General features: G+C 68.1%; 18 protein-coding genes. 11 read left to right on the top strand and 7 right to left on the bottom strand.

The window, feature by feature from the left end; translation table 11 throughout:
• Positions 1–45: 45 nt before the first annotated feature.
• Positions 46–603: a PadR family transcriptional regulator gene (locus tag NC7_RS23060; protein ID WP_067986563.1), complete on the bottom strand. Its 558-nt coding sequence runs from the start codon at positions 601–603 to the stop codon at positions 46–48.
• Positions 604–721: 118 nt separating this feature from the next.
• On the opposite strand from NC7_RS23060, the gene NC7_RS23055 reads away from it, so the two are divergent.
• The 4 genes from NC7_RS23055 to NC7_RS23040 all read left to right on the top strand — a co-directional run bounded on the left by NC7_RS23055 (position 722) and on the right by NC7_RS23040 (position 4,751).
• Complete coding sequence (locus NC7_RS23055) at positions 722–1,132, top strand: nuclear transport factor 2 family protein (protein ID WP_067986561.1); 411 nt, start codon at positions 722–724, stop codon at positions 1,130–1,132.
• Positions 1,129–2,616, top strand: a complete 1,488-nt coding sequence (locus tag NC7_RS23050; RefSeq protein WP_067986560.1) for a phytoene desaturase family protein — start codon at positions 1,129–1,131, stop codon at positions 2,614–2,616. The genes NC7_RS23055 and NC7_RS23050 overlap by 4 nt, the downstream gene beginning before the upstream one ends.
• Before the next feature lie 17 nt (positions 2,617–2,633).
• Positions 2,634–3,770: a 2Fe-2S iron-sulfur cluster-binding protein gene (locus tag NC7_RS23045; RefSeq protein ID WP_067986558.1), complete on the top strand. Its 1,137-nt coding sequence runs from the start codon at positions 2,634–2,636 to the stop codon at positions 3,768–3,770.
• Between the two features lie 354 nt (positions 3,771–4,124).
• On the top strand, positions 4,125–4,751 hold the full coding sequence (locus tag NC7_RS23040) for a DUF1345 domain-containing protein (RefSeq protein ID WP_159372897.1): 627 nt from the start codon (positions 4,125–4,127) through the stop codon (positions 4,749–4,751).
• Positions 4,752–4,776: 25 nt separating this feature from the next.
• Here NC7_RS23040 and NC7_RS23035 read toward each other — a convergent pair whose 3' ends face one another.
• The 3 genes from NC7_RS23035 to NC7_RS23025 all read right to left on the bottom strand — a co-directional run bounded on the left by NC7_RS23035 (position 4,777) and on the right by NC7_RS23025 (position 9,368).
• The gene (locus NC7_RS23035; RefSeq protein ID WP_067986554.1) at positions 4,777–6,990 is read right to left on the bottom strand and encodes an MMPL family transporter; all 2,214 of its coding nucleotides are present in this window, start codon (positions 6,988–6,990) and stop codon (positions 4,777–4,779) included.
• Positions 6,991–7,190: 200 nt separating this feature from the next.
• A complete protein-coding gene (locus tag NC7_RS23030; protein ID WP_067986552.1) occupies positions 7,191–8,540 on the bottom strand; it encodes a flavin monoamine oxidase family protein in 1,350 nt (449 codons plus the stop codon).
• 177 nt (positions 8,541–8,717) lie between these two features.
• The gene (locus NC7_RS23025) at positions 8,718–9,368 is read right to left on the bottom strand and encodes a TetR/AcrR family transcriptional regulator (RefSeq protein ID WP_067986703.1); all 651 of its coding nucleotides are present in this window, start codon (positions 9,366–9,368) and stop codon (positions 8,718–8,720) included.
• 110 nt (positions 9,369–9,478) lie between these two features.
• Between NC7_RS23025 and NC7_RS23020 the strand changes: the two genes are divergently transcribed.
• From NC7_RS23020 to NC7_RS29335, 3 genes are all read left to right on the top strand, one after another.
• The gene (locus NC7_RS23020) at positions 9,479–10,834 is read left to right on the top strand and encodes a flavin monoamine oxidase family protein (protein WP_067986550.1); all 1,356 of its coding nucleotides are present in this window, start codon (positions 9,479–9,481) and stop codon (positions 10,832–10,834) included.
• Between the two features lie 11 nt (positions 10,835–10,845).
• Complete coding sequence (locus NC7_RS23015) at positions 10,846–12,549, top strand: aldehyde dehydrogenase family protein (RefSeq protein WP_067986548.1); 1,704 nt, start codon at positions 10,846–10,848, stop codon at positions 12,547–12,549.
• A 99-nt stretch (positions 12,550–12,648) separates the two neighbouring features.
• Positions 12,649–12,792, top strand: a complete 144-nt coding sequence (locus tag NC7_RS29335) for a hypothetical protein (protein WP_157102143.1) — start codon at positions 12,649–12,651, stop codon at positions 12,790–12,792.
• A 17-nt stretch (positions 12,793–12,809) separates the two neighbouring features.
• On the opposite strand, the gene NC7_RS23010 is transcribed toward NC7_RS29335, so the two are convergent.
• Positions 12,810–13,322 (bottom strand): MarR family winged helix-turn-helix transcriptional regulator, encoded by a 513-nt coding sequence (locus NC7_RS23010; RefSeq protein WP_067986546.1) that lies wholly within the window; start codon positions 13,320–13,322, stop codon positions 12,810–12,812.
• Positions 13,323–13,413: 91 nt separating this feature from the next.
• Between NC7_RS23010 and NC7_RS23005 the strand changes: the two genes are divergently transcribed.
• The 4 genes from NC7_RS23005 (at position 13,414) to NC7_RS22990 (ending at position 19,326) form a co-directional block, all read left to right on the top strand.
• On the top strand, positions 13,414–15,513 hold the full coding sequence (locus NC7_RS23005) for an MMPL family transporter (RefSeq protein WP_174550263.1): 2,100 nt from the start codon (positions 13,414–13,416) through the stop codon (positions 15,511–15,513).
• 52 nt (positions 15,514–15,565) lie between these two features.
• Positions 15,566–15,967 (top strand): ester cyclase, encoded by a 402-nt coding sequence (locus NC7_RS23000; protein ID WP_067986544.1) that lies wholly within the window; start codon positions 15,566–15,568, stop codon positions 15,965–15,967.
• Positions 15,968–16,200: 233 nt separating this feature from the next.
• Entirely contained in the window at positions 16,201–18,264 is a 2,064-nt protein-coding gene (locus NC7_RS22995) for an AMP-binding protein (RefSeq protein WP_067986542.1), read from the top strand.
• Between the two features lie 147 nt (positions 18,265–18,411).
• Positions 18,412–19,326, top strand: coding sequence for a LysR family transcriptional regulator (locus NC7_RS22990; RefSeq protein WP_067986541.1), 915 nt, complete (start codon positions 18,412–18,414; stop codon positions 19,324–19,326).
• Positions 19,327–19,346: 20 nt separating this feature from the next.
• Here the strand turns inward: NC7_RS22990 and NC7_RS22985 are convergent, their stop codons facing one another.
• Both NC7_RS22985 and NC7_RS22980 read right to left on the bottom strand, forming a co-directional pair.
• A complete protein-coding gene (locus NC7_RS22985; protein ID WP_067986538.1) occupies positions 19,347–20,159 on the bottom strand; it encodes a carbohydrate ABC transporter permease in 813 nt (270 codons plus the stop codon).
• Positions 20,149–21,099 carry a carbohydrate ABC transporter permease gene (locus NC7_RS22980; RefSeq protein ID WP_084458726.1) on the bottom strand — a complete coding sequence of 317 codons (951 nt, stop codon included), beginning with the start codon at positions 21,097–21,099 and terminating at the stop codon, positions 20,149–20,151. Before NC7_RS22980 ends, NC7_RS22985 begins: the two co-directional genes overlap by 11 nt.
• Position 21,100 lies beyond the last annotated feature (1 nt).

Genomic DNA, 21,100 nt, shown 5'->3' with positions numbered 1-21,100 from the left:
CCCAGTTGCGGGAAGCCGCGCTGATCGATCGGTGATCGGCGCCGTCTACGCGGCGATTCGACGGTCCAGCACCGTCAGGGCGAAGTCGGCCCACCGAATGTTCTCCTGCTCGAACGAGATTCCGCGCATCAGCGTCAGGTAGGGCCCCACGCGCTCGACTTCTTCGAGATAGGCCTGCTCGGAGCGTCCGGCGAGCAGACGTGCGCGCAGGCGTTCGTAGCGGGCGAGTTTGGCGACGCACCATTCCCGCCGTTCGGCGATCGCGGCGCGCACCGTCGGTGCGGTGTCGGATCGGACGGCCTGGACCTTGACCATCATCTCGTCGCGGATGGCCGTCGGCTTCGACGTGGCGTCGATGAATGCGACCAGGGCGGCGTGCCCGGCCTCGGTGATCGAGTGCAGGCGCTTGTTGGGTCGGCGCTCCTGCCGCACGACACGGGTCTCGATCAGGCCGTCGGCGGACATGCGGTCCAGCTCGCGATACAGCTGCTGAGGTGTGGCGATCCAGAAATTGGCCAGCGACGCGTCGAATCCCTTGGCCAGGTCGTAGCCGGAGGCCTCGCCTTCGAGGAGGGCGGCCAGGATCGCGTTGCGGAGTGCCATATCGGAATTCTATCAGTCCGGGTTATTCAACTTGGTGACCATTCCACTATGGACAGTGGCACGTGAGGTCGATAGTGTTCGAGTCGTCTAGTCAACAAGTTCACTATGAGAGGCAGTCATGCACCCCTTCCGAGCAGCTGTGGAAGCCCGCGATGCGGCCGCGATCGAGGCCCTGCTGGCCGAGAATGTCGTGTTCACCAGCCCCGTCGCCTTCAAGCCCTACCCGGGCAAGGCGATCACCGCCGCGATCCTGCGGGCGGTCCTTCGGGTGTTCGAGGACTTCCGCTACGTCCGCGAGATCGGCGACGATCGCGACCACGCGTTGGTCTTCGAAGCGACGGTGAACGGCAAGAAGCTCACCGGCTGCGACTTCCTGCACTTCGACGAGCAGGGACGCATCGACGACTTCATGGTGATGGTGCGCCCGCTGTCGGCCGCGCAGGCGCTGGCCGAGCGGATGGGCGAGCAGTTCGAACGGATCAAGGCCGAGGCCACCGCCGACATCCAGCGGCAGGCGGCCGGGGCGTGAACGACTACGACGCGATCGTCGTCGGTGCGGGCAATGCGGGCCTGACCGCCGCGGCCACCCTGCAGCGAGCCGGTGTCCGCACGCTGCTGTTGGAGCGGCACAACGTGCCCGGTGGCTGCGGAACCTCCTTCCGCCGTGGCCGTTTCGAGTTCGAGGTCGCCCTGCATCAGCTGTCCGGCGTCGGTGTCGACGGACAGCCGATGTCGTTGCGCGAGGGCCTGTTCACTCAGCTCGGGATCGAGGACAAGCTCGAGTTCGTCCAGGAACACGACCTGTACCGGGCCGTGGTCCCCGGCGAGCTCGATGTGACCCTGCCCGCGGACTGGGACGGCGCGATCGCCGCGCTCGAGGACCAGTTCCCCGGCAACCGTGACCGCGTGGCGAAGTTCTTCGACCTGCTGAAGACCATCACGTTCTGGCAGATCGCGGCGATGCGCGGCATGCCCGCCGAGCAGATCGACCCGGTGCTGTTCCGCTACGGCCTGCGTTCGGTGCGGAGTGTGCTCGACGAGTTCTTCGACGACGACCGGATCAAGCTCGCGCTCGGCATGTACTGGACCTACCTCGGTCAGCCGCCCTCGAAGCTGCTGTTCCAGGACTTGGCGTTGACCTTGTTCGCCTACCTCGAATTCAAGCCATGGCATGTGCGCGGCGGCTCGCAGGCGATGTCGACCGCCATCCTCGACAGCTTCCTGGGCGCGGGCGGCGAAGTGCGGTTCAACACCGGCGTCGCGGCGATCCTCGCCCAGGACGGCCGGGTACTGGGTGTCCGGCTGGACGACGGCACCGAGATCACCGCTCCCGAGGTGGTTTCCAACGCGTCGTTACCGACCACCTACGGCATGCTGCGCGGGATCGATCTGCCCGATGCCGTACGCACCGACCTGGCTTCGCGGCGCATCGGTGTGTCCGGATTCGTGCTGCACATGGGCCTGGACGCCACGCCCGCCGAACTCGGCTTCACCACGAGTACGACCTTCGTCAACCGCGACACCGACGACGACCGCACCTACGAGTCGTGGCGCTCGTTGGAAGCGGCGCGTGGAATCTGCGTCAGCTCCTACGATGTCGCGCCGATCGGCTTCGCGCCGTCAGGGGCCACCCACGTGAGCCTGATGACGTTGCAGTACGCCGACATCTGGCGCGGAATCGACCCCGCCGACTACGCGCGCGCCAAGTTCGCCTACGCCGAGACCCTGCTCGACCTGTGCGAAACGGTCACTCCGGGGATCCGGGACGCGATCGAAGAAGTCGACGTGGCCACTCCGCTGACCATGATGCGCTACCTCGGTCACCCCGGCGGTGCCATCTACGGCTACGACCAGGACGCCGCCGAGGGCTGGCTGTTCCGCAACAGCGAACGCGAAACCCATGTTCCCGGACTGCATCTGGCCGGTTCCTGGGCCGGAATCGGCGGCTTCCAACCCACCCTCGAAGCTGGGGCCCGCGTGGCCCGACGGCTGCTGCGCCGTACGGCCGCCTGACACCGAAGGACAGATCGATGCCTCATCCCCTCGCCGAACGATTCGACGGCGGCTCCGCCATCGTGGAGTTCATCGCCGACCGTGATCCCGACACCCGCGATCACGCGGCCGAGACCCGCGCCACCATCGACACCTACCACCCCTCCCGGTTGACGCTCGTGGTGAACGAGATCATCACCGAGACCGCGACGACCAAGACCTTCCGGTTGACCGGCGGCGACGGCGCGGCCCTGCCACCATTTCTGGCGGGCCAGTACGTCAACGTCTTCATCGACGGCACCAGCCGCCCCTACGCCATCTCCTCGAGCCCGACCACCCGCGACCACTACGACCTGACCGTGCGACGGGTGCCCGGCGGTCGGATCAGCAACCTGCTCATCGACACCCTCGACATCGGCGCCGAGCTGACCACGAGTGGCCCGATGGGCACGTTCCACCACAACCCGCTCTTCCACGGCGAGGACCTGGTGTTCCTCGCCGGTGGCTCCGGTGTCGCCCCCGCGATGAGCATGATCCGTGAGCTCGCCGAACAAGGCGGAACCCGGACCTTCCATCTGATCTACGGCTCCCGCGACGCCGCCGACATCATCTTCCTCGACGAACTCGACGCGCTCGAGGCCGCACACCCGGGTCTCGATGTCGACCACGTCATCGCCGAGCCCGACGCGAGCCGGCCCGGCGCGACCGGCTTCCTGACCGCGGACACGATCACCGGCCTGGCCGGAAACCTGGACGGACGGATGGTCTATGTCTGTGGTCCCCAAGCGCTCTACCCCTACGCGTTGTCACAACTGACCGAACTGGGCCACCCGCGCAAGCGCATCCGGTTCGAAGCCAACGGCGCGCCCGCGGACCCCACCGCGCAGTCACACTGGCCCACCGGCGTCGACGCCGAGGACGAGGTGACCGTGACGGTGGGCGGACGGTCCTTCCGCACACCACGCCGACGCCCGCTGCTGGATGCGCTGGAAGACAACGGCATTCGCCCCGAAGCCGCCTGCCGCTCCGGCGAGTGCAGTCTGTGCCGGGTCCGGGTGTGCAAGGGGCGGGTCCACACCGCCGAGGAAGCCAAGCTGCGACTCTCCGACGAGACCTTCGGCTACACCCACTCCTGTGTCGCCTACCCGATCACCGATGTGGAAATCGAATTGTGAGCCCGCGTCGGACGACGTCCCTGCCAACGATCCTCCGCCGACGGCCGCACCGCCAAACGACCCCGACTGCGCACCGTCGACACAGGGAACGCCCCGAACCCCTGCCACTGATGCGCTCCCGATGATGGTGCCCTCGTCGAGCGCGTTCGCCCGTCTCGACGACGCTCGTCACGATTCCCCAGAGATTTCACGGCCCCGGTCATCGGAGCGCGGGCCCTGTGCCCCGCGTTCGGCGCATTCCGGTGGTCGGCCGGGCGCGTCGACCGGCATCGTCGGCGCGGGTCGAATCTACGATGCCCGCAGGGCGGGGCGGTTCGACCACGCACGGCCGCCTCCAGCCGGTGGGAAGGAGTCGTGGCTGTGCACAGCCCGAGGGTGATCGCGAGTCGAGTTCTCGAGGCGGGTCTGGTGGTGGTCGGTGTCGCCGCGTTGTGGGTGCAGGAGCCGCGCGGGTGGCTGTTGGGCTGGAGCGTTCTCGCCGCGGCGTACATCGGCGGGTGGCTGGTGGTGTTGCTCCGAAACCGCGACGCCGACGACCCGGCGGAGTGGCTGGACGCGATCCCCGACAGCTGGACCGCGCTCGCGTTGACGATGGTCACCAGCACGGTCGGACTGGTCGCCGTCCTGTCGATCGTGGCAGGCGATGCCGACGACGACCACGCGGTGCCAACCGACGTCCTCGCGGTGGTGGTGGCGCTGCTGGCCTGGTTCCTGTTGCACCTCGGTTTCGCCGAACAGTACGCCCGCAGCTACCACCGTCGGCGGTCGGACGAACCACTGTCGTTCCCCGGAACTCGACGGCCGAATCTGCTGGACTTCGCCTATTTCTCCTTCACCATCGGCGTCTCGTTCGCCGTCTCCGACGTCACGGCCCGCACCAGGCACATCCGCGCGCAGATTCTGCTCCACTCGGTGATCGGCTTCTTCTACAACGTCGCGGTCATCGGCATCGCGGTCGACGTCGTCAAAGGGACGCGGTGACACCGAGCCGGGCGGCCACGGCGTGTCAGCGCACCGAGCCGACCGGCTGAACCCTCTCGGCTCGCCGTGGTCGCTCGTCGGCGAGGACCGGCTCGGACAGTCCGACCTTCTGCTGGAGTCGCTTGGCCCACTTGGGAGCCCACCAGCAGTCGTCGCCGAGCAGCTTCATGACGGCGGGCACGAGCAGCATGCGCAGGATCGTCGCGTCGATGAACAGCGCCGCGATCATGCCGTAGGCGATGTACTGCATCATCACCAGATCGGAGAACGCGAACGCGCCGGTGACGACCAGCAGGATGAGCGCGGCGGCGGTGATGATGCGCCCCGTCTGCGCGGTGCCCGCGCGGATCGCCTCGGTGGTCGTGGCACCGTGGGCGCGCGCCTCGACCATGCGGGACAGCAGGAAGACCTCGTAATCGGTCGACAGCCCGTAGATCACCGCGATGATCAGCATCAGCACCGGCGCGCTGATCGGCTGCGGCGTGAAGTTCAGTACCCCGGCGCCGTGACCGTCGATGAAGATCCAGGTCAGGATGCCGAGCGTGGAACCGAGCCCGAGGGCGTTCATCAGTGCCGCCTTGATCGGCAGCACTAGTGAACCGAAGGTGAGGAACATCAGCACGGTGGTGACCAGCAGGACAAGCGCGATCATCAACGGCATCCGGTCGAGCAGGCCGTCGATGCTGTCGGCCATGATCGCGGGCTGACCCGCGACATACATCCGCACCCCGTCGGGCACGTCGATCGCGCGCAGGTAGTCGATCGTCGGCTCGGCGTCGCCGGTCGGATCGACCAGCGTGGCCGAGGTGCGGTACACCGCCGGGTCGTTGGAGCCGGTGTTGCTCGGCACACCGAACTGGCCGACGAGCCCCGGCGCCTGGTTGGCCTGCTTCCACACCCCGCCGATGGCCGTGGTGTTCTCACCGACGAAGACCAGTTGGATCGGGTCGGTCTTCTTCAGCGGGAACACCTCGTAGAAGTGTTCGAGAGCGAGTCGGGTGCTGTTGTCGGGCGGCAGGTACTTCTCGTTGATACCGCCGAAGGCCAGGTTCTTGATCGGGATGATCAGCAGCAGCAGGCCGACGACGACGGCCACGGCGACCTTCAAGGGGTGGCGCATCACCCAGCGGGGCAGCCTGCCCCAGAGGCCGCGTTCGACCTCCTCGGCGGTCCTGGTCTTGCGGAACCGTTTGATGCCGAGCATGTCCACTCGCGGTCCGAGCACGGCCAGCATCGCGGGCAGGATCGTCACCGCGGTCAGCGCGGCGAGCGATACGGTCGCGATGGTGCCGTAGGCGACCGAACGCAGAAAGCCCTGGGGGAACAGCAGGATGCCGCCGAGGCTGGCGACGATCATCGTCGCCGACGAGACGACGGTACGTCCGGCCGTCATCACCGTGCGCCGCACCGCCGTGGGTGTGTCGTAGCCGTCGGCCAGTTCCTCACGGAACCGGCTGACGATGAACAGCGCGAAGTCGATGGCCAGACCGAGACCGATCATCGACACCACGGCGGAAACGAACGAGTTCACCTCGGTGAAGTTCGTGATCGCCATGACGATGCCGTTGGCGCCGAAGATGGTGAGCCCACCGATGATCAGCGGCAGCGCGGCGGCGACGACGCCACCGAAGATGAAGAACAGCAGCACCGCCACCGCGGGAATCGCGAGCAGTTCCATGCGGTGCACGTCGGTGGCAATGGTGTCGTTGAGGGTGCCGCCGATGGCTTGGAGGCCCGAGACTTCCACGTCGACGCCCTCGATGTGGAAGGCATCGCTGACCGCCCGATAGCTGCGCAGCAGATCGGTGTCGTTGTCACCGACGAGGGCCACCGAGGCGAACGCGTGCTGCTTGTCGGCCGAACCGAACACCGACGGCACCGCGGCCGCGTCGCCCACTCGCCAGTAGGCGCCGTTGATCTTGTCGATCTCGTTCGGATGTTCGGCCAGCGCCCGGTTCAGGCTGTGGACGACCGTGTCGCTGAACGCCGGATCATCGATCGTCTTTCCCTCGGGAGCGTTGTACAGCACGATGACATCGGCGCTGTGGTCGCGCCCGAACGCCTGATCGGCGATCCGCGACCCCTGTGCTGATTCGGAGCCGGGGTCGTCCCACCCGCTGGAGGTGAGGTGGTCGGACACGCCGAGCCCGTACCCGCTCAGCCCCAGCAACGCGGCCCCGACAACCGCGATGACGACGAAACGCCATCGATGAACCAGGTGGCCCCAACGGTTGAACAAGTAACGACTCCTCTGTCCGGTACGCCACCGACGATTCCAGGCGAACCTGAGGATCCGCTGACAGTCGCGCGCAGCGCTACCGGCGACTACCAGCGCGATGTGCCATCACTGGCCGACGCCGCGACATCGGGTGACCGGTCGGCGCGAGCGGTGCCGACGAGCCTCGAACGTTCGCGGTGAGTGCGTCGGATGGTCACCGTTCACTCACCCGGGTCCGCGTCGGATCCGGTGAGGCGTCGCCACACTTCCTCGGCCGCGCGCTCACCGGATTCGATGGCCCCTTCGATGTAACCGGCATGCTCGCGGGCGGTTTCGGTACCCGCCCAGTGCAAGTGCCCGATCGGGGTCGAGGTGAAGGGGAAGTAGCCGTCGTCGGCGCCGATGTCCGGAAGGGCCGAGTAGCCACCACCGACGTGTTCGTCCAGGTGCCATGCCTTCTCGTGCCAGCCTCGGGGTTCGAGGATCTCGGTGCCCAGATGGTGCACGAGCGGGTCGAGCACCGCCGCGCGGCGGGCCTCGATGCCGTGTCGATCGAGCTCGCGCGCCTCGGGACCGGCGACGAGAACGCAGAGGTGACCCGGCCCGTCAGGCGCGGAGGTGTCGAAGACGGCCATGCCGGGCTCGGCGAGCACCATCGATTCGGCATGGCCGTGCTCGCGCCAGAACGGGCGGTCGTAGACCGCGATCGCCTTGTAGACCGACCCCATATAGGTGTTGTCCTGCAGGCGGATTCGTTCACCGGGCAGCGGGGGCCGGTGCTCGATGCGTGCGGCCACCGGCGCGGCGACGGTGACGATCACTTTCGCGGCGCGGTGGACACCGGATGACGAGTGGATCGTGACGCCGGTGTCGTCGCGATCCAGCGCCGTGACCTCGCTGTCGAACACGACTCGGTCGCCGAGTTCGGCGGCGAGCCGCTCTGCGAGCGTGCCCACACCCTCCACCACCAGGCTTTCCTGTGCGCCGCCGGCGGTGGAGAGCATCGGCAGGAGTCCGCCCTGATAGCGGATCGCCGCGAGGAAGGCGTGCATCGAATAGCGATCGAGATCGGCGGTGCTGGAGGTCGAGGCGAGGACCTCGAGCAGGCGTCGAGCGCGGCGATTCGGGACATGACGCAGACAGGCCGCCACACTGTGTTTCTTCCATGCGCGCGGTGCTCCCAGTCGCGACGCCGCTTCGCAGCACAGCAGTGCGGCCGCGGTGGCGATCACCGATGGTGTCGAGTTCCGAATCGAGACGTCGCCGTCGATGAGCGTCGGGACGGTCGGGGTGCGCATCGCGAAGACGGTGACACCCAGCTGGGTGGCCAATGACGCGAGCCGGTGGTGCCCGCGACCGATCCACTGGCCGCCGAGGTCGACGCGTGACCCGAGGACGGTGGTCTCGGCCAGCACCCGTCCACCGGGACGCGACCCGGATTCGAGGACGATCACGTCCACGCCGTGGGCGCGCAGCCGCCGGGCGGCGATCAGCCCGGCCATCCCGGCGCCGATCACCGCCACCGAGGCTGTGTGGACCGGCTGTGTGGGTTGATCGGTGGATCGAGTCATGCCGCCTCACTCCAAAAGCGTGAACCAGGATCTGCCCGACCGGCGGCGCTCGGACAGCTGCCGGTCTCCGTCGGTGAGCCCTCGCGACCCGAGGGTAGCCGTAGAGTCAGTCGAACGTATGAATCGACGATAGGACGTGATTCCACATCGCGCAATAGGCGGATGGCGGCGGTGCGGCTACCGCGTGTTGGTGGGCGTCGTGCCGGGACGGCGTGTTCTGCGGACGACCGGCTGGGGGTCGGCGAACAGGATCAGCATGTCCACCGCGAGGTTCAGGTCGTGGCGGGCGCGATCGGCATCGGGGTCGGCCACGTGCTGCAGGATCAAGCCGTCGATCTGGGCGAGAGCCAGTCGCCCCAGAGTGTCGAAGCCGATCGCGCACCGTTCGTCGGCGGCACGGGCCGCCTGCTCGCAGAACTCGGTGACCACCGCGCCGTACCGCTCGTACTGCAGTCGTGCCAGATCGGTCGCGCCCTCGGTGCGCAGCGAATACGTCATCAGTTCGTACTGCATGATCTGCAGTCCGATCCGGCTGTCCACCAGCTTCTCCCAGAAACTCGTCACACCTTCGCGGAGTGCGTGTTCGACACCCCTGTCGAGTTCGAGGCGCGACCGCAGCGCCCGCGAGATCTCCTCGATCACGGTGGTGATCACCGCGCGCAGCAATTTGTCCTTGGTGGGAAACACGTACTGCAGCGTCCCGAGAGGGATCCCGGCCTCCGCGGCCACGGCGCGCAAGGTGGTCGCGGGGACTCCCACGTCGCTGAGCACCTGCACGGCCGCCGCGACGATCTGGTCCTCGCGCTCGGACGCTTTGACGTAGACCACGGACCACTCCTCGCACGACCGGTACACGAATTTTCCGACAACTGTTGCACACCCGGTATGTGCGACCTATCTTACAGTCATACAACCGACTGAATTCGCGAAGGATCGGCATGACTGAAGTGGATGTTGTGGTGGTGGGAGCGGGCCTTGCCGGGTTGACCGCGGCGCGGGCACTGAGAGCCGAGGGGCGCACGGTCCGCGTGCTCGAAGCGCGAGATCGCGTCGCCGGACGGACCGCGGGCGGCACGCTCGCGAACGGGGTCGCGGTCGAACTGGGTGGACAGTGGATCGGGCGGACCCAAACCGAGGTCCTCGGTCTCGTCGAGGAGCTCGGCTTGACGACCTTCCCGACCTTCGACACCGGTCAGGGGGTGACCCGCTACCGGGGGACGGTCACCCGCTACGACGACGTGACCTTCGGCCTCTCGTTCGAAGCAGCCCTGGAGGCGGGCCGTCTACAGCTCGAGCTCGAGAAGCTCGCCGCCACCATCTCGTTGTCGGCGCCCTGGACCTCACCGAAGGCGGCCGAGCTCGACCGTCGAACCCTGGACGAGTGGTTGCGCGCGAACACCGACAACGCTGAGGCGCTCGCGTTCTGGGCCACCGTGGTGCCCGCGCTGTTCTCCGCGGAGGCCTCGGAGATGTCGCTGCTGCACTTCCTGTTCTACGTCAAGTCCGGCGGCATGCTCGACATCCTCGTCGGGGTCGCGGGCGGGGCCCAAGAGCTGCGGGTCGAGGGTGGCACACACCAGATCTGCGAACGGCTCGCCGCCGAACTAGGCGAGGAGGTCGTCACGCTGAACGCGGCGGTCCGTTCGATCACCCACGACGAGAACGGCGTCCGCGTCGATTTCGCCGACCAGGTGGTCACGGCGCGGTATGTCATCGTGACGATCCCACCGACGCTGGCCGGGCGGCTGGACTACCGGCCCGCGCTGCCGGGAGCACGCGACGGGCTCACCCAGCAGATCCCGATGGGGTCGGTCATCAAGGTCCAGATCGCCTATCCGACTCCGTTCTGGCGGGAAGCCGGACTCAGTGGTTTCGCTTTCGACCTCGACGACGCTCTCAGCGTCGTGCTCGACAATTCCCCGTCGGACGGGTCGTGCGGTGTGCTCGTCGCGTTCTTCGAGGGTGCGCACGCGCGGGTCGCGGCCGGTTGGAGCATCGGTGAACGTCGGGCCGCGGCGGTCGCGAGCCTGACGGAACTGTTCGGACCCCAGGCCGCGGAGCCCCTCGATTACCTCGAATTGAACTGGATGGACGAGGAATTCAGTCGTGGTTGCTACGGCGGCCGACTCGGGGCCGGGGTGTGGACGCAGTACGGCGCGGCGCTGTCGGCACCGATCGGCCGCATCCACTGGGCGGGCGCGGAGACAGCGCAGGTCTGGAACGGCTACATGGACGGCGCGGTCAGGTCCGGCCGCCGCGCCGCGGCCGAAGTACTCGATCGTATGGATTCCTGAGGAGGCTCGACATGACGACATCACAACCGGGCGTGAGTGATCCGCCGGTGAGCAGCGCCGTCGCGCGGCTACGGCTGGGTGAGCGGACCTGGGCGGGTCTGTCGCTGCGGGACCGCATCGACCTGCTCGACGCACTGTCGGCGTCGACGTGGCAGCACGCCGAGGAGTGGGTGGACATCGCCTGCGGGATCAAAGGTCTCGCGGCCGATTCCCCACTGGTGGGCGAGGAATGGATCAGCGGACCCTATGCGATGCTCAGCGGCATCGGCGCGTTGTCGCAGTCGCTGACCGCGTTGCTGGAAGACCGCAGCCCGCTCGACGGGTTCGTACTGTCGTCCGCGCCCGGCGACCGGACCGCGATCCAGGTGTTGCCGCACACCGTCTTCGACCGGCTGCTGCTGCACGGATTCTCGGCCGAGGTGTGGTCGCAGCCGGGAGTGTCGGCGGGGGAATTGCGCGACAGCGCGGGCCTGGCCCAACGCCGTCCTGCCGAAACCGGTGGCGTCGGGGTGGTGCTCGGCGCGGGCAACGTCCTCTCGATCGCGCCGCTGGACACCCTGTATGAACTGTTCGCCCACAACCGGGTCGTGTTGCTGAAGCTGAACCCGCTCACCGATCCGATGCTGCCGGTGTTCGAGCAGATCTTCGCCCGCTTCATCCAGCCCGGTCTGGTCGAGATCGTCACCGGCGGTGTGGATGTCGGGCAGGCCGCGGTGAATCATCCCGACATCGGGCACGTCCACATCACCGGCAGTGTGCGATCACACGATGCCATCGTGTTCGGGCCAGGCGCCGACGGTGCCGCCCGCAGGGAACGCGCCGAACCGCTGCTGACCAAGCCGATCAGCAGCGAACTGGGTGGGGTGTGCCCGACGATCGTCGTGCCGGGAAGGTGGTCGGCACGCGATCTGGCCTATCAGGCCGAACACGTCGTCACCCAGAAGCTGCACAACAACGGCTACAACTGCGTGGCGTCGCAGGTGGTCGTGATCAGCAGCGACTGGGCGCAGAAGGACGAGTTCCTGGCGGCGCTGCGCGTGGCGTTCGCGAACGCGCCCTCGCGCATGCCCTATTACCCGGGAAGCGAAGACCGTCGTGCCAAAGCCGTTGCCGACCATCCCGGTGCCGAACGCCGGGCGGACCGGGTCCTGCTGACCGACCTCGCCGACAAGGATGTCGCCTTCACCGAGGAATACTTCGGGCCCGTGCTCGCCGTCGCGCAGGTGCCCGGGCAGGGGGCGCGATTCCTCACCGCCGCGGTCGAGTTCGCCAACGAGCAGCTGACTGGAACCCTTGGTGCCAATATCGTCGTCCACCCGCGCACCCTGCGGCAGCTGGGCTCCGGTTTCGACGAGATCGTCGCCGACCTGCGCTACGGAACAATCGGCATCAACGCCTGGACCGCCGTCGGCTACCTCACCGCCCGCGCCACCTGGGGCGCGTTTCCCGGCCACCCGATCCACGACGCGCAGAGCGGAATCGGGGTGGTGCACAACGCGGTCCTGCTCGATCACACGGAGCGAACCGTCGTCCACGGCCCGTTCCGTCCGTTCCCGCGCTCGGTCGTCCGCGGTGAGTTCACCCTCGCCCCACGGCCACCGTGGTTCGTCACCAACCGGACCGCGGCCCGTACCGGCCGCCGCCTCGCCGAGTTCGCGGCCGCCCCGAGCTGGGGGAAGCTTCCGGCGATATTCCTCTCGGCGCTGCGCGGTTGACGGCGGCCACGTTCCGCATCGCGCGAGCCGCATGATCGTTGCGGGGCAGCGCATCTCGGCATCTTGTGTGATCTGCCTCGCACCAGGAAGATCGACCGCATGCGGATCGCGCTCATGCTCCTCGGCCTCGCCGCTCTCGGCACCGTCCTGCTCATCGACAACTGGCACCCGGTGCGCGCCGCGGCCTATGTCGCGGGCTGGCTGGTCGTCGCCGCCATCCTGATCAGGTTCGCCCGGCGGTAGGGCGCGGTGTGGTCCGCTCAGCGGTCGGGTCGGGTGGGTAATTCGCTGTAGAAATCGCGCAGTGCGCTGGTGATCGCGACGAATACGCGGTGGGCTGCCTCGAGGTCGGCGGCGGGCAGCTCGGCCATCGCCGCCCGGGTGCGGGTGCTGAGCGGGCCGAAGAAACCGGCTGCCACGGACATGCCGTGGTCGGTGTAGCCCAGGTGCACACGCCTGCGGTCGGTGGCGTCGGGTACTCGCTCGAGATGGCCGGATTCGATCATCCGCTCGACCAGGTACGTGACCGCGGGCGCGGATACCCCCATCAGCGCGCTCAACCGGCCCGCGGTGACGGGTGTGCCTTCGGCCTGTGCGGTCGCGACATGCATCAGGGCACGGAAGTCATTGGGGCGCAGGTCGTTCGAGCGGGCGAAGACGTGACCGATCTGTTCGGAGATCGCGGTCAGCGCCCGCAGGTCGCGGGCGATCTCGGTCTCCAGCTCCGACCGATCGCGGGCCGGGTCGGTGTTCTCGGTGTTCTGGTCGCCCACGCGTGTCTCCTCTCGATCCGCCTGTGAGCTTAGCCGCCTCGGAGGCTCGACATTGTCAGATAGTTAAGTTTCTGAAATAGTTGTCGGCGTGATGCGACGCGATGACAGGCAGGGATGGGACCGGTTCGCCCGAGTGGTGACCGGGCGGCGATCGTGGGCGCTGCTACTGGCGGTGTTCGTGGCCGCCGTGGCCGTGATCGCGTTCACCGGCAGCAACGAGAGCGCCGGGCAGGCGCCGGTGTCGCTGCCGTCGTCGGCGGAATCCGCCCGGGCCGCCGCGGCCGCCGACGAGTTCCCCGGCGCGGACGAAGCCGCCGCGATCCTGGTGGCCACGCGCACCGACGACGGCGTGCTCACCCCGTCCGACCTGGCCGCTGTGGACGCCGCGCTCACCCGGGCCGAGGTGCCCACGTCGAACGGGCCGCGTGTCGTCGCGGCCCCCGACGGTCGCGCAGCCATCGCCCAGATCCCGGTTTCGGTGGACCTGAACGGGTTCGCGCTCACCGATCGCATCGACGAACTGCGCACCACCGTCGCCACGGACCTGCCCGAACCACTGCGCGTGCAGGTGACCGGCGGCCCCGCCTTCGGCGCCGATATCGCCGACTCCTTCTCCGGCGCCAACACCCTGCTGCTGATCGTCACCGCACTCATGGTGATGGTCCTGCTGATCCTGACCTACCGCTCACCGGTGCTCTGGCTCGTCCCACTGACGGTCGTCGGCCTCGCCGACCGTGTCGCCACCAGCGTCGGCACCGCACTGGCCCAGCTCACCGGCCTCACCTTCGACGGCTCCACCTCGGGTATCACCAGTGTTCTCGTCTTCGGCGCGGGCACCAACTACGCCCTGCTGCTCGTCTCCCGCTACCGCGACGAACTGCATCGCCACGACGACCATCGCGACGCGCTGCGCGCCGCCGTGCGCCATGCCGCGCCCGCGATTCTGGCCAGCAATGTCACCGTCGTGCTCGCCCTGCTCACCCTGCTGCTGGCGGCGCTGCCGAACACCCGCAGCCTCGGCGCGTTCGCCGCGGCCGGACTTCTCGTCGCGTTGGTCTTCGTCCTGCTCGCCCTGCCCCCGGCGCTGGCACTGTGCGGACGAAAAGTCTTCTGGCCGTTCGTGCCGCAAGCGGACGGTCGCGATCCGGCCGAACACGGCGTGTGGGCGCACGTCGCGACGCGCGTCGTGCGCCGCCCGGCCCTCGTCGCCGGTGCCGCGTCGGCGGTCCTCGTCGTCTTCGCCACCGGTCTCGCGACCACCGACATCGGTTTGTCGCGCACCGAGCAGTTCCGGGTGGACGCCGAATCCGTCGACGGACTGCGGACCTTGGCCGCGCACTTTCCCTCCGGCTCCGCCGACCCCGCCGTGGTGATCGCCCGCACGGAAACCGCGTCGTCGGTGCAGACCGAACTCGACGCGGTGCCCGGGATCTCGCGGGCCACCCCGACCGGAACCTCCGACTCCGGTACCACCCGGTGGTCGGTCGTCCTGGACGCGGAACCCGGCTCGGCCGAGGCATTCACCACGGTGGAGGCGATGCGGTCGACACTCGACGCGGTCCCGAACGCCGAGGCGCTCGTCGGTGGTTCCGATGCCGAAGCCCTCGATATCCGTGACGCCGCGCGTCGGGACCAAGCGCTGGTCATCCCGCTGATCCTGGTTGTCGTGCTGCTGGTGTTGCTCGCCTTGCTGCGCGCCGCCCCGGCGGCCGTGCTGCTCGTCGGCGTCACGGTCCTGAGCGCGCTCGCCGCCCTGGGCGCTGGCAGTTGGATCAGCGGCACCGTTTTCGGGTTCCCGGCGCTGGACACCAATGTGCCCCTGTTCGGTTTCCTGTTCCTGGTCGCACTCGGCGTGGACTACACGATCTTCCTGGTGACCAGGGCGCGCGAGGAAGCGGGCACCCACGGCACCACCCAGGGCATGGTCCGTGCGGTCGCCTCCACCGGCGCGGTGATCACCAGCGCGGGCGCGGTGCTGGCGGCGGTGTTCTGCGTCCTCGGCGTGCTGCCGCTGATCACGCTCACCCAGCTCGGCATCGTCGTCGGCATCGGCATCCTGCTCGACACCTTCGTCGTCCGAACCCTGGTGGTCCCCGCCCTGTTCGAGCTCCTCGGCGACACGGTCTGGTGGCCGACCACACCCGCCCGACGCGACGATGCGACGAAGGATCGGACGGCTGCGGCCTACTGATCGGCACTAGCATCGGGTGCGAGCGAACCGAGGTGGCGGGAGGGTGCGGCACATGGGTGACAACGACCTGGGGGAGCGGTACCGGCGCTACATCGGGCTGTGCAACGCACGACGATTCGCGGAACTGCGGGAGTTCGTGGCGCCGGAGGTGATCGCGTCCGAGACCGCGCGAGGCGTCGACGAGTACATCGCCGGAATCGAGGCGGTGGTCACCGGCTTCCCCGACTACCACTGGGACCTGCGGCACCTGCTCGTCGACGGCACGTGGCTCGCCGCCCGACTGCTCGGCACCGGCACCCACACGGGCCCGTTCCGTGGACTCGCCGCCACGGGCCGTGCCGTCCGCGTCCAGGAGCTGGCGATGTACCGCACCCACACAGGGATGATCACGCGGTGTTGGGGCGATCTCGGATCGACGCTGCGCGACGAACTGGTCTCCGGCACCGCCCGCTGACGGGCTGGTCGGCGTACCCCAATTCGGGCCGATCGGCGATTGGCAGTGTTCACAGCTGGTACGTGGGGCGTTCGGTTCCTGTGCCAGCATTCGGACAATCTCTCGTTCGGCCACGCGCGGGTGCGTAACCATGACTTCTGGTGCAGTGCCTGACGAAGGGCGCCGTCGCGGCATCGGTGCCGCGACGCGTTGGCACTTCCCGGCAGCGTGGCCGGACCGAGAGAGGCGCAGAGATGTCGAGTGATGTCGTGGATGTGACCGCGGATTTCGCCGTTGCGAGACAAGCGTTGTGGGAGGTGCTGCTGGAACCGCAGAGCTATCCGCGCCTCTGGTCGGGCATCGGCGGATGCGAACGGGTGACCGATCCCGACGGGGACACGCTGTGGCAGGTCCGCATCGGCGACCCCGAAGTCGGTGTGCGCACCGTCGTGCTGTCGCTGCGGATCGGTCGCTGGTACGAGAGTTTCGAACTGCACAATCCGGAGTCGGGCAGCTTCGCCCTGATCCGGCTCGCCGGTGACCAGCAGCGAACAAGCGTGAGCGTCACCGTCTTCGCCGCGCCGCGCCTGCATCCGGTGCTGGCGCAGGCGCGCGACGCCGAGACGGTCCGGTGGATCAGGGCCGGGTTGCGCCGCGCGGCCGATGTGGTGCGTGGGGCGCGGACCTCGGTGGTGGGAAACGGCGACCGCGCGCCGATCCGCCGCAAGTCCGAACTCGTGCGCTGGGTGGTGAACTCCGGGTTGGTCGCGCCGCCGGTGACCTCCGCGCGGCAACTGCGGTCGCTGTACCGGTGGGGTTTCAATCTGGCGGGTGGCTATGCGGCGGGCGCCGCGCACAGCCCCGACCAGCTCGCCCTGATCGACCCGGCGAGCACGGCCACCTTCGCCGAAACCGACAAGCGCACGACCGCGCTGGCGGGGGCGATGTACGAGGTGGGCTTGCGTGCGGGCGACGCCATCGGCCTGCTCGCTGCCAACCACTGCGGCATGGTCGAGACGATGGTCGCGGCGGGCAAGCTCGGCGTCGACGTGGCACTGCTGAACGCCGGGTTGTCGGGCAGGCGGATCGAGGAGATCGTGCAGCGGCACCGGCTCTCGGCGTTGTTCGTCGACACCGAGCTGAACCATCTCGTGCAGTATCTGCACAAGGGCATCCCGCGCTTCGTCACCGACGATCTGCCAGCGGACCCGACCCGGATCACCATCGAGGATCTGATCGCCATGGGCCACACGAAGTTTCCGGTGCCGACGGTGCCGGGGTGTCAGATCGTGCTCACATCGGGAACCAGCGGCACCCCGAAAGGCGCGCGGCGCCCACACGCGAAGGGATTCGACACCCTGGTCGCGCTGCTGTCGCGGATTCCGATCGAGGTGGGCAGCACGATGATGATCCCCGCGCCGCTGTTCCACACCTGGGGCCTGTCGGCACTGCAGCTGAGCACCGCGGTGCGCGCCACCGTCGTGCTGGCGCAAGGCTTCGACGCCGAGGAATGCCTGCGCCAGATCACCGAACACCGGGTGAACACGCTGATCGCGGTGCCGACGATGGTGCAGCGCCTGGTGGACCTGCCCGACGAGGTGCGCGCCCGCTACGACCTGAGCAGTCTGCGGCATGTCGTCAGTTGCGGCGCCCCGCTGGTCGCGGCGACCGTGGATCGCTTCCTGCGGGATTACGGTGACGTGCTCTACAACCTCTACGGTTCCACCGAGGTCTCCTGGGCCAGTGTGGCAGCGCCGGAGGACCTGCGTGCCGCCCCGACCACGGCGGGCAGGCCGCCGCTCGGCACCCGGATCGCGATCCTCGGCGCCGACGACAACCAACCGGTACCGATCGGGGTGACCGGTCGGATCTTCGTCGGCAACCACATGCTGTTCGACGGCTACGTCAACGACACGCCACCCGAGGAAGCCGACGGCATGCTGAACACGGGTGATCTGGGCTACCTCGACGCGGAGGGCAGGTTGTTCGTGGCGGGACGCGACGACGAGATGATCATCTCCGGCGGCGAGAACGTCTTCCCGCGCCCGGTCGAAGAGGCACTGTCGTATCTGCCGCAGGTCAGCGATGTCGCGGTGATCGGGGTGTCGGACCGCGAATTCGGGCAGCGGCTGGCCGCGTTCCTGGTCAAACACGAAGGCTCCAGCCTCGATCCGGGGATGGTGCGTACCTATATCCGCCATCGGCTCAGCCGCTTCTCGGTCCCTCGCGATGTCACCTTTCTCAACTCGTTGCCCCGAGGCGAAACGGGCAAGGTGCTCAAGCGGCTGCTCGTCGATCCCGCGGGCTTCGCCGACTGACCGGACGACCGAGCGGTCCGCGACGCGGCGGTCGTGGGCGAGGGGTTCACGCACCGGCAACGCGCACGGCGATCGCGCAACAGCCGGAATTCACGGCCGGTTATCCGCCCTCGATACCGTGGCGGTATTCGGAAGGAGCCCGGCGCCATGGAATTCCGACACCTCGTTTCGTTCATCACCATCGCCGAAGAGTTGCACTTCGGGCGCGCAGCGCAGCGCCTTCATCTCACTCAGCCGAGTCTCAGCGCTCAGCTGCAGAAGCTGGAGAAGTCGCTGGGCGTGCGACTGGTCGCCCGCAACTCCCACGAGGTGCGGCTGACACCGGCGGGGCGGGAGTTCGAACTCCAGGCCCGCCAGATCGTCGCCCACCTCGATCGTGCCGCCCGATCCGCCAAAGCGACCGCCGAGGGTCGCATCGGCAGTCTCAATGTCGGCTACAACCTGCCCGCCAGCAGACATGTGCTGCCCGATGCCCTGTCGAGGATGACCGAACTCCACCCCGACATCGTGGTGTCCTTATGGGAGAAGCGCACCGGACCACAGTTGGCGGGCCTGGCCGACGGCTCACTCGACCTGGCCCTGGTCTACGGCCATCCGAGCACGGCCGATTTCCGGTACCGGCGGCTGCTGCACCGGGTGCCACTGGTGGCCGTGGTCGGCCGTCGCCATCGCTGGGCCGACCGTCCCGGTGTCCCCTTCGCCGAGTTGCAGAACCAGGATTGCGTGCTGTTCGACCGGGAACAGTGCCCGGCGATGTACGACGAGATCCTGCGGTCGGCGGCGGCAACGCGAATCTCGCTCAACATCAAGCACACAGCCGACGACCCCGGTGCCACCGCGCACATGGTGTCGGTCCGCCCGGTCGTCGGTTTCGCCTCGCTGCCCCGGGCCGTGTCGATGGGCATGGGGGCGACGGGCAGCAGTTCGGTCGCGGTGAAACTGTTCGATCCGATTCCGACACTGGATGTGTACGCGGTGTGGCGTGCCGAGGAATCCAACCCCGCGGTCTCACTGTTTCTCGAGTGCGTCGACTCGGCGGATCTCGGTGCGTTGACCGCCTGAACCGCCCGAGGCCCGGCGGCTCACTTCAATCCCGACCGAACGAAGGCGTTGACGATGTGGCGCTGCAACACCAGGTAGAGCAGCAACACCGGCAGGCACGCCAGACTGGCCAGGGCCATCATCGGGCCCCACTGGTCGCCCTCGGTGCCCATGAAACTGCGCAGACCCAACTGCAGGACATCGTTGGACTGCCGCAGAACCACCGCGGGCCAGAAGTATTCGTTCCAGGCGTTGATGAACAGCAGGATGCCGAGAGCGGCCAGGGCGGGCCGCAGGTTGGGGACAACCACGGTCCACAGGATCGCCCACGACGAACGGCCGTCGATCTTGGCCGCCGCGATCAGTTCTTTGGGGAACGCGGCCATGTGCTGGCGCAACAACAGCACCGCCAGCGCCGAACACAGGGTGGGCAGCACGACACCGATCAGCGTGTTGATCAACCCCATCCGGTTGAGCAGGATGTAGTTGGGCAACATGGTGACCTGGAAGGGCACCAGCCAGACGCCGACGAACGCCAGATACATCACCCGCCGCAGTGGAAAGGTGTACATCGCGAACGCGTACGAGGCCAGCAGCGCGATCAACAGTTGCCCACTCGCGGACAGGATCGCCACGATGAACGTGTTGACGATGAGCCCGGTGACATCGACCTTCTGCGCGGCGTCGAGATAACTGTCCACCGAGAGCGGCCACGGGATCGGGGCGAGCGAACTGACGTCCTGCGGCCTGCGCAGCGCCGTCGCGAACAACCAATAGATCGGGAACACACACACCAGCGACGTCCCGGCGAGCAGCAGATGGCTGCCCGCCAGGCGAAGTCGGTCAATCATCATGGACGGCAACCTTTTCCGAGATCCAGACCAGGAGTGCGGCCAGCAGGCCGAATCCGACGAACAACAGCACACCCGCCGCGGCGCTGAGCCCGGCGTCGAAGGTGTGGAAGGCGTAGTCCCAGAGCAGGTAGTAGATGTTCGTGGTGGCCTGAGCCGGTCCACCCTGGGTCATCGAGTCGATCAGCGGGAACGACAGCGTCGGCGAGAGCAGCACCGTGGTGAGCACCAGGAACATCACCGTCGGCGAGAGCAACGGCAGGGTGATCCAGCGCCGGATCTGCCCTGGTGTCGCCCCGTCGACCTGCGCGGCCTCGCGGTAGTCACCGCTGATCCCGGCCAGCCCCGCCCACACCACCAGCACCGCGAACCCGAGCAGTTGCCAGGCCGTGATCAGTACGATCACCGCCTGCGCGGTGCCCGCGTCGTAGACCCAGTTGTGGCCGGTGCCGATCAGCTGGTCGACGAACCCGGAGCCGGGGTGCAACAGCCACCGCCACACCGCCGCCGCCGCGACCGGCGCGATGAGGAACGGCGCGAAAACCAGTGCCTGATAGACGGTGCGCGCTCGTCCGTGCACGCGCCTGCTCGCCAGCGCGATGAGCACCGGCAGCACCACGGTGAACGGCAACAGACCCAGGATCAGGGTCGCGGTGCGGCCCAGGGACCCCCAGAACGCCGGAAGGTCGAGCAACCGGGTGTAGTTGTCGGCCCCGACCGGCGTCATGGGCGAGGTCGGCAACAGGTTCCACGACACCGTGGACAACTGCACCGCCTGCCCGAGCGGCTGATAGGTCCACACCACCAGGAGCAACAGGGCCGGAGCCAGATACAGATAGGGCGCGAGGAATCGGGCCACCGCGCGTCGGGTGATCCGGCGGCGCGGACCCGGTGCCGGGGCCGCCGCGCGCGCCGGGTCCTGCCGGTCGTCGAGGACGAACATG

This window comes from Nocardia caishijiensis NBRC 108228 (assembly GCF_001612825.1).
In the GTDB taxonomy this organism is placed as follows: Bacteria; Actinomycetota; Actinomycetes; order Mycobacteriales; family Mycobacteriaceae; genus Nocardia; species Nocardia caishijiensis.
The sequence above is the reverse complement of the archived record's forward strand: the minus strand, read 5'-3'. Positions and strand labels throughout refer to the sequence as shown.

Excerpts from the sequence above, each read along its gene's own strand:
- NC7_RS23060 (WP_067986563.1), bottom strand. The coding sequence starts at position 603 with ATGGCACTCCGCAACGCGATCCTGGCCGCCCTCCTCGAAGGCGAGGCC.
- NC7_RS23055 (WP_067986561.1), top strand. The coding sequence starts at position 722 with ATGCACCCCTTCCGAGCAGCTGTGGAAGCCCGCGATGCGGCCGCGATC.
- NC7_RS23045 (WP_067986558.1), top strand. The coding sequence starts at position 2,634 with ATGCCTCATCCCCTCGCCGAACGATTCGACGGCGGCTCCGCCATCGTG.
- NC7_RS23030 (WP_067986552.1), bottom strand. The coding sequence starts at position 8,540 with ATGACTCGATCCACCGATCAACCCACACAGCCGGTCCACACAGCCTCG.
- NC7_RS23020 (WP_067986550.1), top strand. The coding sequence starts at position 9,479 with ATGACTGAAGTGGATGTTGTGGTGGTGGGAGCGGGCCTTGCCGGGTTG.
- NC7_RS23015 (WP_067986548.1), top strand. The coding sequence starts at position 10,846 with ATGACGACATCACAACCGGGCGTGAGTGATCCGCCGGTGAGCAGCGCC.
- NC7_RS29335 (WP_157102143.1), top strand. The coding sequence starts at position 12,649 with ATGCGGATCGCGCTCATGCTCCTCGGCCTCGCCGCTCTCGGCACCGTC.
- NC7_RS23005 (WP_174550263.1), top strand. The coding sequence starts at position 13,414 with ATGCGACGCGATGACAGGCAGGGATGGGACCGGTTCGCCCGAGTGGTG.
- NC7_RS23000 (WP_067986544.1), top strand. The coding sequence starts at position 15,566 with ATGGGTGACAACGACCTGGGGGAGCGGTACCGGCGCTACATCGGGCTG.
- NC7_RS22995 (WP_067986542.1), top strand. The coding sequence starts at position 16,201 with ATGTCGAGTGATGTCGTGGATGTGACCGCGGATTTCGCCGTTGCGAGA.
- NC7_RS22990 (WP_067986541.1), top strand. The coding sequence starts at position 18,412 with ATGGAATTCCGACACCTCGTTTCGTTCATCACCATCGCCGAAGAGTTG.
- NC7_RS22985 (WP_067986538.1), bottom strand. The coding sequence starts at position 20,159 with ATGATGATTGACCGACTTCGCCTGGCGGGCAGCCATCTGCTGCTCGCC.
- NC7_RS22980 (WP_084458726.1), bottom strand. The coding sequence starts at position 21,099 with ATGTTCGTCCTCGACGACCGGCAGGACCCGGCGCGCGCGGCGGCCCCG.